Raw genomic sequence first — 15634 nt, 5'->3', positions numbered from 1 at the left:
TTCGTCTCGTTTACCTTCAAAACTTTCATCTCAAGTTACTATTGTCGCGAGGCTTTGTCTCAAAAAAGGTCCGCCCATTCCCGCCATCGGCGGCGGGACAGACCCTTTTGAAGGCAAAACCTATGTTCTCCGGATCGAATTTAAGGCTCGAATTCTGAGCGTGACTAACCGATACAGAAAACGGCCACCTACTAAAGTCCACTACAGAGTGATGGGACGCGAATGCTGCGGTAAAGTTCCTAAACCGGTGTACACCAGTTAAGAGTGGATTTGGACTGGTTTCTTTTCAAGGGATTGATGGTATATGGTCGGGCCGACATCACCCCCCTGACGAACTGAGCGAAACCCTATGAATCGTCCTGCACGCAACCGTTTCCTGCAATTATTACTGAATTTTTGCCAGGGAAGGACTGAGCACGCCTCTGGCGAGCATCCCGAAGCTCGCGCCAGCCGCAATCAATATTTCCGCACGCCACGGGTCGAGTCGCTCGAGGGCCGGCGGGTCATGGCTGCCAATGTTACGCAGTTCACCCCAACCGACAGCGGCTTTGTGGTGCAGTTTAGCGAAGCAGTGGACGTTTCTAAAATAAATCTTTACACCACCTCCGGCGGAGCGATGGGTGTAGCCGACGTAACCGTGCAAGGTTCCACAACCGGAGCAGTCCGCGGCTCGGCCGTATTCTCGGGTTCGACCATGACCTTCGTGGCAGCCGGAGGCGTGTTGCCAGCGGACACCTACACCGTCACGCTGCGCAGCGCTGCCGATGGATTCACCGACGCCGCCGATGGCGAATTGCTCGATGGCGAAAGCAACGCATCACTCCCTTCTGGCAACGGCACCGCTGGTGGAAACTTTGTCACTACCTTCACTGTTAGCGCTGGCACCAGTGTCTCAGTAGGCTTTGCAGATATCGCGCGTGGACCAGGCCAAGCGTTGCAAGGCCCAGTCACTAGCAGCGGTGCGACCTTACCAGAAGGTATGGCCATCCAGTTGACAGGCGCTGCCGGCGTGACCTCGGTCACGTTGACCTTCAATTACGATCCAACCCTGATGAGCATCTCCGAAGTGCAACTCGGACCCGATGCACCCACGGGCAGCCAGATTCAATCCAACTTGACCACGCCGGGCGTGGCCACGATTTCGTTCTTCGCCCTGACAGCACTCACGGCCGATCAGACCGACATCATCGAAGTCATTGCCACAGTGCCCGAATCGGCCACCTATGGCAAAGCACAAATCCTCGATATCACCTCAGTTGAAATCAATGCCGGCGCGCTTACCGCCAAAGCGAATGATGCCGTGCACGTGGCCGCCTACCCTGGCGATGTCAATGCGAATCGTCGGTATGATGCCGAAGACGCTCGACTGATCGCTCGCGTTGGCGTTGGTTCTGATACAGGCTTTGTATCAGCCACGCCCACCAGCTCGACTATCACCACGCCGCTCTTTCCGCTGATCAATCCATTGCTGTTGGGCGATGTGACGGGCGTCGATGGAATCAGTCCGTTGGATGCCAGCGATGTGCTCCGCAAAGTCATCAACCTGTCGGTCCCCAATATTCCTAACTTGCCTTCGCAAGCTCCAACCGATGTCGCGCTATCCTCGACCACAGTGGCCACCGGTTCGGCCATTGGCACTACCGTCGGTACTTTTACCAGCACCGATCCTGACACTGGCGATACGTTTACCTATTCGCTAGTCACGGGCACCGGTTCTACTGACAACAGCAGTTTCACAATCAGCGGCAACCAATTGCGAACGGCGGTGGCCGTCAATTCAGCGACGAAGTCCAGCTACTCGATTCGCGTGCGCACTACGGATGCCAGCGGCAGGTCATTCGAAAAGAACTTTACAATCACCGTAGGTGCCGCCAACCAGGCTCCCACCGATATCGCGCTGAGCACCTCAACGGTCAGCGAGTCGCAAACTACCGGGGCGATCGTTGGGACCTTTACGACGACCGATCCCAACAGCGGCAATACCTTTACTTATTCGCTCGTCACCGGCACAGGCAGCACGGACAACGCTTCGTTCACCATCAACAACAACCAACTTGTTCTCAACACAGCGCTTAACTTCGAGAACAAATCGTCTTACGCCATTCGAGTTCGAACGACCGATAACGGTGGTTTAACGTTTGAAAAGACGTTCACCATCACCGTGACGAACGTCAACGAAGCGCCGACGCTGGTATCATCGACCGGCACAACCGTTCCCGCTAACGCAACCATTGGAACCACAGTCGGTACGCTCTCGGCTACCGATCCCGATGCCAGCGATACGCATACCTTTACGCTTGTGACTGGCACCGGCGATGCGGATAACGCCAAGTTCTCAATCTCAGGCAACCAACTCCGAACGGCTGTCACCTTTACGACCCAGACTACGTTCAGCATCCGCGTGCGGGCAACTGATGCCGCAGGCTTGTCGGTTGAACAAGTGATTACCGGTACGATCGCCTCGGGCAATATCGCACCCACCGATATCACGCTCAGCAGTACCAGCGTGGCTGAGAACACGGCCAGCGGAACAACCGTAGGTAACCTAACCACTAGCGATCCGAATTCCAGCGATACGCACACTTACTCCTTGGTCACCGGTACGGGCTCGACCGACAACAGTTCGTTCACCATCAGCGGCAATCAATTGCGACTGGCCACCACGCCAGATTTTGAAACCAAACCGAGCTACTCGATTCGTCTGCAGACAAGCGACAACAACGGCCTGACCTTCGCCAAGGTCTTCACGATCACCGTTACCAACGTCAACGAAGCACCGACACTGGTGTCGGCGTCGAGTACGACGGTGCCAGCCGGCGCAGTTGTGGGCACTACCATCGGCACGTTATCGACCACCGATCCGGATGCCAGCGATACACACACTTACACGCTAGTGACCGGCACAGGCGCCACAGACAATGCCAAGTTCTCTATCACGGGAAATGAACTGAAAACCGCGGCTACGTTCTCGGGACAGTCGACCTACAGCATTCGCGTGCGTTCGACCGATGCGGCTGGATTGACCGTTGAACAGATCATCACCGGTACGATCACTGCAGCCACCAACGTAGCCCCGACGGACATTGCCCTCAGTAGCAGTAGTGTCGCCGAGAATACGGCCAGCGGCACAACTGTCGGTAATCTCACCAGCGTCGATTCGAATTCGGGCGATACGCACACGTATGCCCTTGTGGCTGGTGAAGGTTCAACTGATAACGCGTCCTTTACGATTAATGGTAATCAGTTGGTGCTGGCGACTACGCCCAACTTCGAGACGAAGAGTAGTTACTCAGTTCGCGTCCAGACGACTGACAATGGTGGGTTGACGTTTGCCAAGATCCTCACCATCAGCGTGACCAACGTCAATGAAGCTCCGACGCAAGTCGCTTCCTCGGGCACAACTGTACCGGATGACGCAGCGATTGGTACGACGATCGGATCGCTTTCGACAACCGATCCCGATGCCAGCGACACGCATACTTATACGCTAGTCACTGGAACTGGTGACACCGACAATGCCAAGTTCTCCATAACCGGCAGCCAACTGCGAACTGCGGCAACCTTTAGTGGCCAGACAACGTTTAGTATTCGAGTTCGAACCACCGATGCCGGGGGATTGAATGTAGAACAAGTCATCACTGGCACGATCGTCTCGGGCAACGTTGCCCCCACCGATATTGCGCTCAGCAGTAGCACTGTGGCGGAGAACACGGCCAGCGGAACTACTGTTGGCAACCTGACCACCAGCGATCCGAACTCGAGCGACACGCACACTTATGCGTTGGTTAGCGGTACCGGCTCGACCGACAATGGTTCGTTCACCATCAGTGGTAGCCAGCTGGTCTTGGCGACGACACCTAACTTTGAAACCCAGCCCAGTTACTCCATTCGTTTGCAGACAACCGACAATAATGGATTGACCTTTGCCAAGGTCTTTACCATCACAGTAACCAATGTCAACGAAGCTCCGACTCTGATCGCAGCTTCCAGCACTACCGTACCGGCAGCTGCCGCTGTAGGTACGACTGTTGGCACGCTGTCCTCTACCGATCCGGATGCGGGTGACACTCACACCTACACGCTTGTGACCGGTACCGGAGACACGGACAATGCTAAATTCAGCATTAGCGGCAGTGAGTTAAGAACGGCGGCGACCTTCAGTGGCCAAACAACTTACAGCATTCGCCTTCGCTCGACCGATGCCGCTGGATTGAATGTTGAACAGGTAATCACCGGTTCGATTGCTGATGCCAACAATGTAGCCCCAACGAATGTTGCGCTCAGCAACAGCAGCGTGGCGGAAAACACGGCCAGTGGCACAACCGTTGGCACACTTTCGAGCACCGATGCGAACGCTGGCGATACCCACACTTATTCGTTGGTCAGTGGTCTCGGGGACAACGACAACGCCTCGTTCACGATTACTGGTAATGAACTGAAGCTAGCCACGACACCTAACTTCGAAACCAAGAGTAGCTACTCGGTTCGCATACAAACAAGCGATAGCAGCGGGGCAACCTTTGCCAAGCAGCTCACCATCTCCGTAACCAATGTCAACGAAGGCCCCACGGCCTTAGAACTGAGCGATTCCAGCATCGTCGATGGTGATGTGGCTGCGACATTAGTAGGTACCTTCAGCACTACCGACCCCGATGCATCGGACGCGTTCACTTACTCGCTAGTTACAGGCGCTGGAGACGCGGATAATTCGTCCTTCACCGTCAGCGGCAATCAACTGATTACGACGTTCGTGGCCGATCGCGATACCAAGTCCAGCTATGCTATTCGCGTGCGTGCCCAAGACGCGGGCGGCCTGAACTTTGAACGCACCTTTACCATTGCGGTAGATGTCAACAATCAACCTCCGACCTCTATTCTACTGTCGTCCAATTCACTGCCTGAAAACCAAGCTGTAGGCACAGTAGTCGGCACGCTCTCGTCGGTTGACCCCAACGCCGGTGATACGCACACCTATAGTCTGGTTACCGGTCAAGGCGACACCGATAACGCGCTCTTCCAGATCGTGGGCAATGAACTGCGACTAGCATCCACGCTAAACTTCGAAACGAAATCCAACTATGAAATTCGCGTCCGCAGCCAAGATGCCTCGGGTCTGAGTTTCGAAACTATGCTCGGTGTCTCGGTCACCAATGTGAACGAAACTCCTTCCGATATTGCGATCAGCTCCTCCACGGTTGCCGAGAACATCGCCGCTGGATCGGATGTCGGACAGTTCTCCAGTGTCGATCCCGATAGTGGTGACTCTCACACATATTCTTTCGTCGCGGGTGATGGCGATACGGACAACGCAGCCTTTACCATCGATGGCAACACGCTGAAACTCGTTGCTTCACCTGACTTCGAAACCAAGAGCAGCTACAGCGTTCGTGTACGCAGCACCGATGCGGCTGGATTGAATACGGAGAAGAGCTTTACCGTCTCCGTGACCAACGTAAACGAAGCTGCTAGCCAGATCCAGTTGAGTTCCAACACCGTTGTTGACGGCACTGCCAGCGGTCAAACAGTAGCCACCATTTCGGCCAATGATCCAGACGTCGGTGACACACTGACATACAGCCTGGTGGCTGGTACCGGCGACACGGACAACGCTGAGTTCACGATCAGCAGCAACGCATTGGTGCTAGTCAACGCCGTCGATCTGGCCACCAAGTCGTCCTACGCGATTCGCTTGAGAGTCACTGACGCAGCCGGATTGAATACCGAAGATTCGTTTGTGATTACGGTCACCGAAATTCAGAATGCACCGACCGCTATTGCTCTCAGCAACAGTCAGATCGCTGAAGATGCAACCACTGGAACCGTTGTGGGTCAGTTGAGTACCACCGACGCCGATGTGGGTGATACGCACACCTACACCCTGGTCACTGGTACGGGCGATACTGACAACGCGGCCTTCGAAATCGTCGGCAATGAACTGCGAACCGCTGCCGGGTTCGACTTCGAAACGAAGTCCGGCTACAGCATTCGTGTACGCACCACTGACTCCAGCAGCCTGACGTTTGAACAAGTGCTGCTGCTGACAGTGACCGACGTTAACGAGGCACCAAGCCAGTTGCAACTAAGCAGTAACACGGTGGTCGATGGCACTGCCAGCGGACAAACCGTGGCCACCATTTCGGCCAATGATCCAGACGCCGGTGACACACTGACGTACAGCCTGGTGGCTGGTACCGGCGACATGGACAACGCTGAGTTCACGATCAGCAGCAACGCATTGGTCCTAGTCAACGCTGTCGACCTGGCCACCAAGTCGTCCTACGCGATTCGCTTGAGAGTCACTGACGCAGCCGGATTGAATACCGAAGATTCGTTTGTGATTACGGTCACCGAAATTCAGAATGCACCCACGGCAATTGCACTAAGCAACAGTCAGATCGCTGAAGATGCCGGAATCGCCACGTTAGTTGGCCAACTGACCACAACCGATGCCGATGTGGGTGATACGCACACCTACACCCTGGTCACTGGTACGGGCGATACTGACAACGCGGCCTTCGAAATCGTCGGCAATGATTTGCGAACCGCTGCCGGGTTCGACTTCGAAACGAAGTCCAACTACAGCGTTCGTGTACGCACCACCGACTCCAGCAGCCTGACGTTTGAACAAGTGCTGCTGCTGACGGTCACCGACGTTAACGAAGCACCAAGCCAGTTGCAACTAAGCAGTAACACGGTGGTCGATGGCACTGCCAGCGGACAAACCGTGGCCACGATCTCGGCTACTGATCCAGACGCAGGTGACACGCTGACGTACAGCCTGGTGGCTGGTACCGGCGATACGGACAACGCTGAGTTCACGATCAGCAGCAATGCATTGGTGCTAGTCAACGCTGTCGATCTGGCCACCAAGGCCTCGTATTCGATTCGCTTGCGAGTGGCTGATACGGCTGGACTGAACACTGAAGAATCGTTTGTGATTACGGTCACCCCGATTCAGAATGCACCCACAGCGATCGCCCTGAGCAATAGTCAGCTAGCCGAAGATGCGGCAATCGGAACGGTAGTTGGTCAACTAAGTTCAACCGATGCCGATGTGGGTGATACGCACACCTACACGTTGGTGGCCGGCACGGGCGACACAGACAATGCCGCTTTCGAAATCGTGGGCAATGAATTGCGAACGCTGGCTGGACTGGACTACGAGACGCAATCCAACTACAGCATTCGCGTCCGCACGACTGATTCCAGCAGTCTGACTTTTGAACAGGTTCTGCTGCTGACGGTCACCGATGTCAACGAAGCACCTGGCCAGCTGCAACTGAGCAGCAATACTGTGGTCGATGGCACTGCCAGCGGACAAACCGTGGCCACCATCTCGGCTACCGATCCAGACGCCGGTGACACACTGACTTACAGCCTGGTGGCTGGTACTGGCGACACGGATAACGCTGAGTTCACCATCAGCAGCAACGCATTGGTCCTAGTCAACGCTGTCGACCTGGCCACCAAGTCGTCGTACTCGATTCGCTTGCGAGTGGCTGACACGGCTGGACTGAGCACGGAAGAAACCTTTGTCATCACCGTGACCGAAATTCCTGCGGCCCCCACGGCGATTGCTCTGACCAATGATCAAATTGCTGAAGATGCAGCCATCGGAACCGTGGTGGGCGAACTGAGTTCGACGGATGCCAACGGTAGTGACACGCATGCTTACACTTTGGTAGCTGGTACGGGCGATACAGATAACGCCGCTTTCGAAATCGTCGGCAATGAATTACGAACCGTTGCCGGGTTCGACTTTGAAACGAAGTCCAGTTACAGCATTCGTGTTCGCACGACCGACTCCAGCAGCCTGTCGTTCGAACAAGTTCTGCTGCTAACAGTGACCGACGTTAACGAAGCACCTGCCCAGTTGCAATTGAGCGGTAACACGGTGGTCGATGGCACTGCCAGCGGACAAACGGTGGCCACCATCTCGGCGACTGATCCTGACGCTGGTGATTCACTGACTTATAGCCTAGTAGCTGGTGATGGCGATACCGACAACGCCCAGTTCACCATTAGCGGCGACTTGCTGGTGCTGGCCAGCAACGTAGATATGGCCACTCAATCCTCGTACACGATTCGCTTGCGAGTCACGGATGTGGCTGGTCTGAGTACGGAAGAGTCGTTTGTCATCACCGTGACCGAAGCTCCGGTGGCACCCACCGAGCTGAATCTGAACAACAGCCAGATCGCCGAAAATCAGGGAGCTGGGACCACCGTAGGTTTGCTGAGTTCAACTGATGCCAATAGCGGTGACACGCATACCTACTCGCTGGTGGCCGGCACTGGCGACACCGACAATGCGGCTTTTGAAATCGTCGGTAACGAACTGCGCACGACTCAAGCCTTCGACTTCGAAACCCAGAGCACCTACAGCGTGCGGATTCGGACAACCGATTCAGCCGGTTTGATATTCGAGCAAGCCTTTAGCATCACCGTGACCGATCTGAACGAAGCACCAACGCTGGTGTCGATTTCCGATAACACGATCGATGACCTTCAGCCCAGTGGAACGGTGGTAGGGGTATTAGGCACAACCGATCCCGATATCGGGGACACATTTACCTACACGCTGGTAACGGGTTCTGGTGACACGGACAACGATGTGTTCGAAATCGTCAACGGTGAGTTGGTGATTCAAGAGAATGTCGATGCTGCAATTCAGTCGCTGTACAGCGTTCGCGTTCGCAGCGTCGACGCGGGCGGCTTGGAGATTGAACAGATTCTGCAGATCATTGTGGGCGCCTAAGCCAACGTGCACGGCCTTACGCACGCAGTCGCGTCCATGTGCTTAGAAGTTGTAGTCCACACCTAGTTGCAAACCATGCATGAAGAGCCCGCTGTCGTTCCAACGAAAAGCGGGCTCTCTTGTTCCTGTAACCGCTTCGGGTGGAAATTGCGATACGCGGCGACTGAGCACATCATCGACGCGCGTGACTGCGGTCCAGTACATCAAGTTATAAGCGGCATGCAACTGAATCTGAGGTGACATCCGCCGTTCCAGGCGAAAAGTGAATTCTGGAATCGCCATAAATTGATCGCGTTCAAACCGACCGATGTTGCTCGCTTGAGCTAGCAGATTGCCGTTGATGGTGGAACTGCCTACAGCTGGCACCGTAGTATTGGTTCGACCACTGATCGTGGTGCGTGAACGAGTGGATCCCAAGGCTACTTTGCCGGTGTACACGAACTTCCAACAATTGATCGTATGCCAGCGATCCAGGCCCACCACAAAACCATTGAAGCGATTTGAGGTCTCAAAGCGATCCAGTGCAGTGGACGAAGTGCCTGCCACAATGGGACCGACGGCGGTCAGGTAAGTCGAAGATTGGTTGATGCTCAGTTCATCTTCCAACAGGCCATACTTGTAACCCAGCAGCAGATCATACTGATACCAGGGAGTGCGGCAAAAGCAGTGACGTCGCAAGACCTCGAACGTCTGTAGCTGCGTATCGGTGTCGACGGCAATCGAGCCCGAGAGAACTCCCGACTGCGCGACAAGCTGCGCGGCTTCGGCATTGGTGCCGGTATCGAATACTGGACGGGCTAGATTGCGGAAGCTGCTGCTACTAGTCGCATACCCATCACCGGTTTGTTCTAAGCCGAGATAACTGAACTCCCAGGCAGTGCGCAGCTCTGGATCGGTCCACAGGCTGACTGCAATTCGTCCGCCCGAGCGTGCGTCATCGTTGATCGTATTGTTACCGAAGAGTGTTTGGGTGTTTGCTCCCAACACTCCGATTCTGGTTGGATCGGTACCCACGGGGCTAGTAGTTACCAGGGAGGGCAGACTCATGCCATCAATGGAGTACAGCAAATAGTCAGCAGACACACGCACATCGTAGAGCAGGATGCAGCGCCCGGCAGGTCCCACGGCAATGGGCCGACGCATCCCCTGCCCTCTCCGCCCGCGCATTGCCTGGCAATCGGGACAATCGCAGGCCGCTTGGTCGCCGTAGAAGCCTTCATTGAATTCTGATTCAGACAGCGAAGAATACTCTTCCCCTGGCTGTGGCAGAATATTGAAGGCTTCGCCGGAAACTTCGGACTGTGTCTGGTTCTCGGACTGCGCATGCGCAAGACCAGAACCGATTACCGATAGCGTTACGAGGGCGCACAGAGCCCTGCGTACGAGGCTGAAGGTACGTTCAACGGCCCTGCTCGGAGTGGGGGGTTGCAGTCCAGTCACAAATCGGTGCTCACTTGCTGGAATAGGAACGCATCGGGGCGCCCCCGATTAAGTAGCAAGAAAGCCCCGACGGTTCAAGAGCAAATGCGTTCTTCGATCACTGCGGCCACTTCACTGATAGCAATTCGGTCTTGTTTGAGCGAATCGCGATCGCGTAGCGTAACGGTCTGATCCTGTAACGATTGACCATCGACGGTAATGCAGTACGGCGTACCGGCTTCGTCTTGTCGACGATAGCGTCGGCCCACAGCCCCCTTCTCGTCGTAGAAGACGTTGTATTTTTTCTTCAGTTGACGATAGATCGATTGGGCAACTTCGGGCATGCCATCTTTTTTCACCAGCGGCAGAATCGCAGCTTTCATCGGAGCGATGCGAGGGTGCAGCTTTAGAACGACGCGAGTTTGCATCTCGCCTTTCTCATCGGGCGCTTGGTCTTCGCAGTACGCTTCACACAGGAAAGCTAAGGTGGCCCTATCTGCCCCGGCCGAGGGCTCGATCACATGAGGCGTAAATCGCTCGTTGGTGATCTCATCGCGGTAGGTCAAATCTTTACCGCTACCACGCCACTTCGGTTTGCCATCTTCGCCCAACTGAACTTGCAGTGGATTGGTTTTCTCGTCCAGCTTGCCTTCCATGTGGCTGCGCAGATCGAAATCACCGCGATGCGCAATGCCTTCCAGCTCACCGAATTCACCGGGTGCCAAAAACGGAAACGCATATTCGATATCGGCGGTGCCGGTTGAATAGTGGCTCAGTTCATCTTGAGCATGTTCGCGCAAGCGCAAACGCTCGCCGGCCAGGCCGAGGTCGGTGTACCACTGCATGCGTCGATCGCGCCAGTAACGATACCAGGCTGGCGAAGAATCGGGATGACAGAAGAACTCGATCTCCATCTGTTCGAATTCGCGTGAGCGGAACGTGAAGTTACGGGGAGTGATCTCGTTTCGAAAACTCTTGCCGACTTGCGCGATTCCAAAGGGTACTTTGACGCGCGTGCTATCGCATACATTCTTAAAGTTCATAAAAATGCCTTGCGCCGTTTCGGGCCGCAAGAACGCGCGATCGGCTTCGCCACCCAGAGCACCGATCGTGGTTGGGAACATCAAATTAAAATCGCGAGGCGGCGTGAGCGTGCCCAAGTGTTTGGCATCAGGACCCACTACTTGTTCAAAATCTTCGAGCGCCGACAATGTCTGCAGTTTGCTTTCGAAGCTCAGTTGGTCAAGGTCTTTGGCACGCAGCCCGAAGAACTTCAGCGCCTTGGCTTCGATCTCTGGTTGGGGATCGTTGTCGGTGATAACGGAGATGAAGACTCGCTGCGGTTCGGTCGGTGCCGCACCAGCTTCGCCGCCGTGCTGAGCAACTCGTCCGGTTACCCATAGGCCAACCACGTGATCCCACCGATAACGCTTTTGCGATTCACGACAGTCGACCATCTTGTCGCAGAACAGGTCGTAGTGACCACTGACGCGCCAGACTTGCGGATGCATGATGATGGAGCAATCCAAGCCCACCATCTCATACGCTTCTGGTGCACCTTGGGGAGCCGCCAGATCATCGTGGCCGCTGACCATATCGCGCCACCACGCATCTTTAATGTTGCGTTTCAGTTCAACACCCAAGGGACCATAATCCCAGAACCCGTTCAGACCACCATAAATCTCGCTGGATTGAAATACATAGCCGCGACGTTTGCACAGCGAAACGAGCTTTTCCATTTGCATAGTGAATCTCTGGGTGTGGATTTAGCTTTTTGGGGAGTGAGATGTAACTAAGCCGACGGCGTTAGCCGCGGTTAACTGGCCGACGGCATTAGCCGCGGTTAACTAAACCGACGGCGTTAGCCGCGGTTAGCCGACTGGCGGATCATATTTAAAGTCGGCGTGTGGCTACGATGCGAGCCAGGCCGGCCAGGTCTTTGTGAATGGTCGGTTGGCTCCACGCGGTGCGATCGATTAACTGGACGACGCGCTCGGCAATCATAGGCGAGATTTCCATCAGCAGCCAACCACCGCTGCGCACGCGGAGCACGCTTTGCTCGAGCAAGCGAACAATCACCTCGGTTCCTTCGGGTCCGCTGACCAAGGCGGACTTGGGTTCAAAATTCTTGACGTTTACGGGCAAGGCATCGTACTCAGCTTCGCTGATGTATGGCGGATTGCTAACGACGATGTCGAACGTTTTATCGGCCACGGCAGAGAGTAGATCGCTTTCCAGCAGCGTGATTTGTTTGGACAGGCCGTGGGTTTCGACATTACGTGCTGCCAAGGCCAGCGCGCTCTTTGACGTATCCAGGGCAAAGATCGTCGCACCGGACAGGGACTTGGCAAGCGAAACGGCAATGCTGCCGCTGCCAGTACCGACATCGGCGATTGTGAGCCCGGCGTAAGACTTAACTGGCTTGGGTCGCCACTGCTCGGGCTGTCGCTCAGCGTCGGTTTGTTCTGCGGCTGCGTCGGTAGCTGGTGCTGCAGAAGCAGAGGCAGGCGATGCAGATTGAGAATTGGCGGCCTCGGGAGCTAGCTGCGGCGCTTGGCCGGTCAGCTGTTTGGCACGATCGATGGCTTCGACCACCAGGTGCTCGGTTTCCGGTCGAGGGATCAGCACATCTGGATTGACTTCGAAGGCGAGTGAATAGAACTCTTTGCGGCCGACCAGGTAGGCAACTGGAGTACCTTCAGCCCGACGGCGCACCATTTCTTTGAACGAAGCTCGCACCTCTTCGGGCGGTTCTTCGGCGAAGGCTGTGTAGAGATCGATGCGGCTACAACCACGTGCTTCGGCCAACAAGACTTCGGCATCTAGTCTCGGCGAAGTCGAGCCATACTTCTTTAAATAGTCGGCAGTCCACGTCAGCAGCCGTCCTACGGTCCACGCTTCTGCGGTACTCATGATTCCTCCGTGTCATCACCACGTATCTGATCGCGTTCGTATTCCAGCAGTGCCGTCGTGACGGGCTGTAAATTGCCGGCGATAATGCTGTCCAGTTTATATAGAGTCAGACCGATGCGATGGTCGGTCACACGATTCTCGCGGAAATTATAGGTGCGAATCCGTTCACTGCGATCACCTGAACCGGTGAGCGTCTTGCGAGTATCTGAGCGTCTCTTGGCTTCTTCTTGACGTTTGTGATCATAGAGGCGGCTTTTGAGAACGCGGATGGCTTTGTTGAGGTTCTTGTGCTGGCTCTTTTCATCCTGACACTGGACCACGATACCTGATTCGTAGTGCGTCAAGCGGATGGCGGATTCAGTCTTGTTGACGTGCTGACCACCGGGACCTGAGGCACAGAATTTATCGATGCGATAGTCTTCGGGTTTGAGATCGATTTCGACGTCTTCAGGCTCGGCCAGCACGGCAACTGTAGCGGCCGAGGTGTGGATACGACCTTGTGTTTCAGTTTCCGGCACGCGTTGGACGCGGTGACCGCCGCTTTCGAATTGCAATTCGCGGAAGACGCCTTCGCCATCGAAGCCGAGGATGATTTCTTTGAAGCCCCCACGCTCTGAAGGGCTGGCATCCATGATTTCAACTTTCCAGCCTTTGACTTCGGCATTGTGTTTGTACATTTCGTACAAGTCACGAGCAAACAACGCGGCCTCTTCACCACCGGTACCAGCTCGAATTTCCATAACGCAACGGGCGCGGGTGGCGTCTTCGCCGCCGATGGTCATTTCCAAAAGTTCGTTCCACAGATTTTCACGTTCGGCCCGCAGATTTGGCAGCTCTTCCTGCGCCATGGCTCGTTCGTCAGCATCCGGACTTTCGGCCATGGCAGCCAAATCGCGAATATCGTCGCTCAGCTTTTTGTAATGGCGATATTTGTGGGCCATCTTAGCCAAAGTACCGTGTTCGCGAGCACAGGCGGCCATCTTATGAGATTGATCCATGATCTCTGGCTGCGACATGAGCTGCTCGAGCTCTTCGTAGCGCTTGAGTTTGCTCTCTAACTCTTCTCGGACATTCATGATTGGACCCCGATTCAGCAACGTTCAGGAGCGTCGCTGCTAACATTCGATTGGGAATTGGTCAAAGAGTACCCCAACGCAGCTACGCCAGCTATCGTTAGCTACATTGAAGAAAATGCGTACTCAGGGCTTGGGAAAAAGTGCCGAGTCGCATAGCCTGCGTGAACAAATGAAACAGAAGGTACGCATAAGGGACGCCCTGTGGCGAGCCCGATTATGCGTACCGCGTGATGGGTTGCAGGCGAGCTAAGCTACTTCTTTTTCCCTTTGCTGCTTTGCAAGCTGGCGTAGCTACCGGCCGCAAACTTCGACTGGAACTTCTCAATCCGGCCGGCAGTGTCGACGTATTTCAGCTTGCCCGTATAGAAAGGATGGCAAGCCGAGCAAATGTCGACCTTCAATTCCTTGCGGGTGCTGCCAGTGACGAACGAGTTGCCGCAGCCGCAGGTGACCTTGGTTTGATGGTAATTTGGGTGGGTGCCGTCTTTCATGGCGTTTTGTCTTTGCTTTGCACGAACTGGTTGTCTGGCGGTAGTGCCGCGATGCTCTCTTGGCAGAATCCCTCAATGTACCTACGGCCGCCCAGGTCCTCAAGGCCAAATCGGTGCCCTACGCTTCCCGTTTTCACACAGCCCGTCTGTCCCCCAAACATCCGCATTTGCTAGCAATTACTCCAAGACTGGGGACAGACCCCGCGCTGTAGAGCGGCTGTCCCCAGCCGCTCGGCACCCGGGAAGCATGCATCTTCCGACCCCAGGTCTGTCCCCGCAGGCATCCACATTGCTAGCAATCACTCCAAGACTGGGGACAGACCCCGCGCCGTAGAGCGGCTGTCCCCAGCCGCTCAGCACCCGGGAAGCATGCCTCTTCGGACCCTAGGTCTGTCCCCGCATGCATTCGAATTGCTAGCAATCACTCCAAGACTGGGGACAGACCCCGCGCTGTAGAGCGGCTGTCCCCAGCCGCTCGGCACCCGGGAAGCATGCATCTTCCGACCGCAGATTTGTCCCCCATCTCGAACCCGCGTCTGCTTCACCTCATTAGCGAGCACCGACAATCTCGCGGGGAAGGACCTCCGCTTCGGTCCATCTTCAAACCACGGGTCTGTCCGGACAGACCCCGGGATTTGAAGACGCACGTTCAATAGATTGCTGATTGCGACAGCAAATTGCCCTGGCCTCGCAGGCTGGACGCGGCGTATAATATGGCGTCAGTTGGAATCGACAGGAGTCTGAAACGACGAACGGATTCAGCGAGGTTGGCGAGCTAAACGCTCAAGTTTGTGCGCCTGGCAGCCTCGGTGTGTTGCATACAATCGGAAATCGGCGAGATGGACAGGACTGGTGGCCAGCGTGGCGACGATAACCACGTTTGCTTCTAGAAGCGTTCGCGAAGTCAACCCTCTGCGGTCATGGACAGCGCTCTTTCCCGACATGGAATGCGACGTACTTCTGAATTTTGCCCAATGGGT

Annotated in this window: 6 protein-coding genes; 1 reads left to right on the top strand and 5 read right to left on the bottom strand. The window is 55.4% G+C overall.

Annotated elements, in window-relative coordinates; all coding sequences use genetic code 11:
• The first annotated feature begins 349 nt into the window (after positions 1-349).
• Positions 350-8755, top strand: coding sequence for a beta strand repeat-containing protein (locus SH573x_RS03120; protein WP_479352856.1), 8406 nt, complete (start codon positions 350-352; stop codon positions 8753-8755).
• Positions 8756-8797: 42 nt separating this feature from the next.
• Here the strand turns inward: SH573x_RS03120 and SH573x_RS03115 are convergent, their stop codons facing one another.
• From SH573x_RS03115 to rpmE, 5 genes are all read right to left on the bottom strand, one after another.
• The gene (locus SH573x_RS03115; RefSeq protein ID WP_479352855.1) at positions 8798-9898 is read right to left on the bottom strand and encodes a BBP7 family outer membrane beta-barrel protein; all 1101 of its coding nucleotides are present in this window, start codon (positions 9896-9898) and stop codon (positions 8798-8800) included.
• Positions 9899-10269: 371 nt separating this feature from the next.
• Positions 10270-11913: a glycine--tRNA ligase gene (locus SH573x_RS03110; RefSeq protein ID WP_479356638.1), complete on the bottom strand. Its 1644-nt coding sequence runs from the start codon at positions 11911-11913 to the stop codon at positions 10270-10272.
• 154 nt (positions 11914-12067) lie between these two features.
• Positions 12068-13087 (bottom strand): N5-glutamine methyltransferase family protein, encoded by a 1020-nt coding sequence (locus tag SH573x_RS03105; RefSeq protein ID WP_479352854.1) that lies wholly within the window; start codon positions 13085-13087, stop codon positions 12068-12070.
• Positions 13084-14163 carry a peptide chain release factor 1 gene (gene prfA, locus SH573x_RS03100; RefSeq protein ID WP_479352853.1) on the bottom strand — a complete coding sequence of 360 codons (1080 nt, stop codon included), beginning with the start codon at positions 14161-14163 and terminating at the stop codon, positions 13084-13086. Before prfA ends, SH573x_RS03105 begins: the two co-directional genes overlap by 4 nt.
• Before the next feature lie 251 nt (positions 14164-14414).
• The gene (gene rpmE, locus SH573x_RS03095) at positions 14415-14654 is read right to left on the bottom strand and encodes a 50S ribosomal protein L31 (protein WP_479352852.1); all 240 of its coding nucleotides are present in this window, start codon (positions 14652-14654) and stop codon (positions 14415-14417) included.
• Between the last annotated feature and the right edge of the window lie 980 nt (positions 14655-15634).

The organism is Rania fehmarnensis, assembly GCF_056494185.1.
The sequence above is the reverse complement of the archived record's forward strand: the minus strand, read 5'-3'. Positions and strand labels throughout refer to the sequence as shown.

Bases quoted from the DNA above. Each gene is read 5' to 3' on its own strand.
- SH573x_RS03120 (WP_479352856.1), top strand. From the start codon at position 350: ATGAATCGTCCTGCACGCAACCGTTTCCTGCAATTATTACTGAATTTT.
- SH573x_RS03115 (WP_479352855.1), bottom strand. From the start codon at position 9,898: ATGCGTCGGCCCATTGCCGTGGGACCTGCCGGGCGCTGCATCCTGCTC.
- SH573x_RS03110 (WP_479356638.1), bottom strand. From the start codon at position 11,913: ATGGAAAAGCTCGTTTCGCTGTGCAAACGTCGCGGCTATGTATTTCAA.
- SH573x_RS03105 (WP_479352854.1), bottom strand. From the start codon at position 13,087: ATGAGTACCGCAGAAGCGTGGACCGTAGGACGGCTGCTGACGTGGACT.
- prfA (WP_479352853.1), bottom strand. From the start codon at position 14,163: ATGAATGTCCGAGAAGAGTTAGAGAGCAAACTCAAGCGCTACGAAGAG.
- rpmE (WP_479352852.1), bottom strand. From the start codon at position 14,654: ATGAAAGACGGCACCCACCCAAATTACCATCAAACCAAGGTCACCTGC.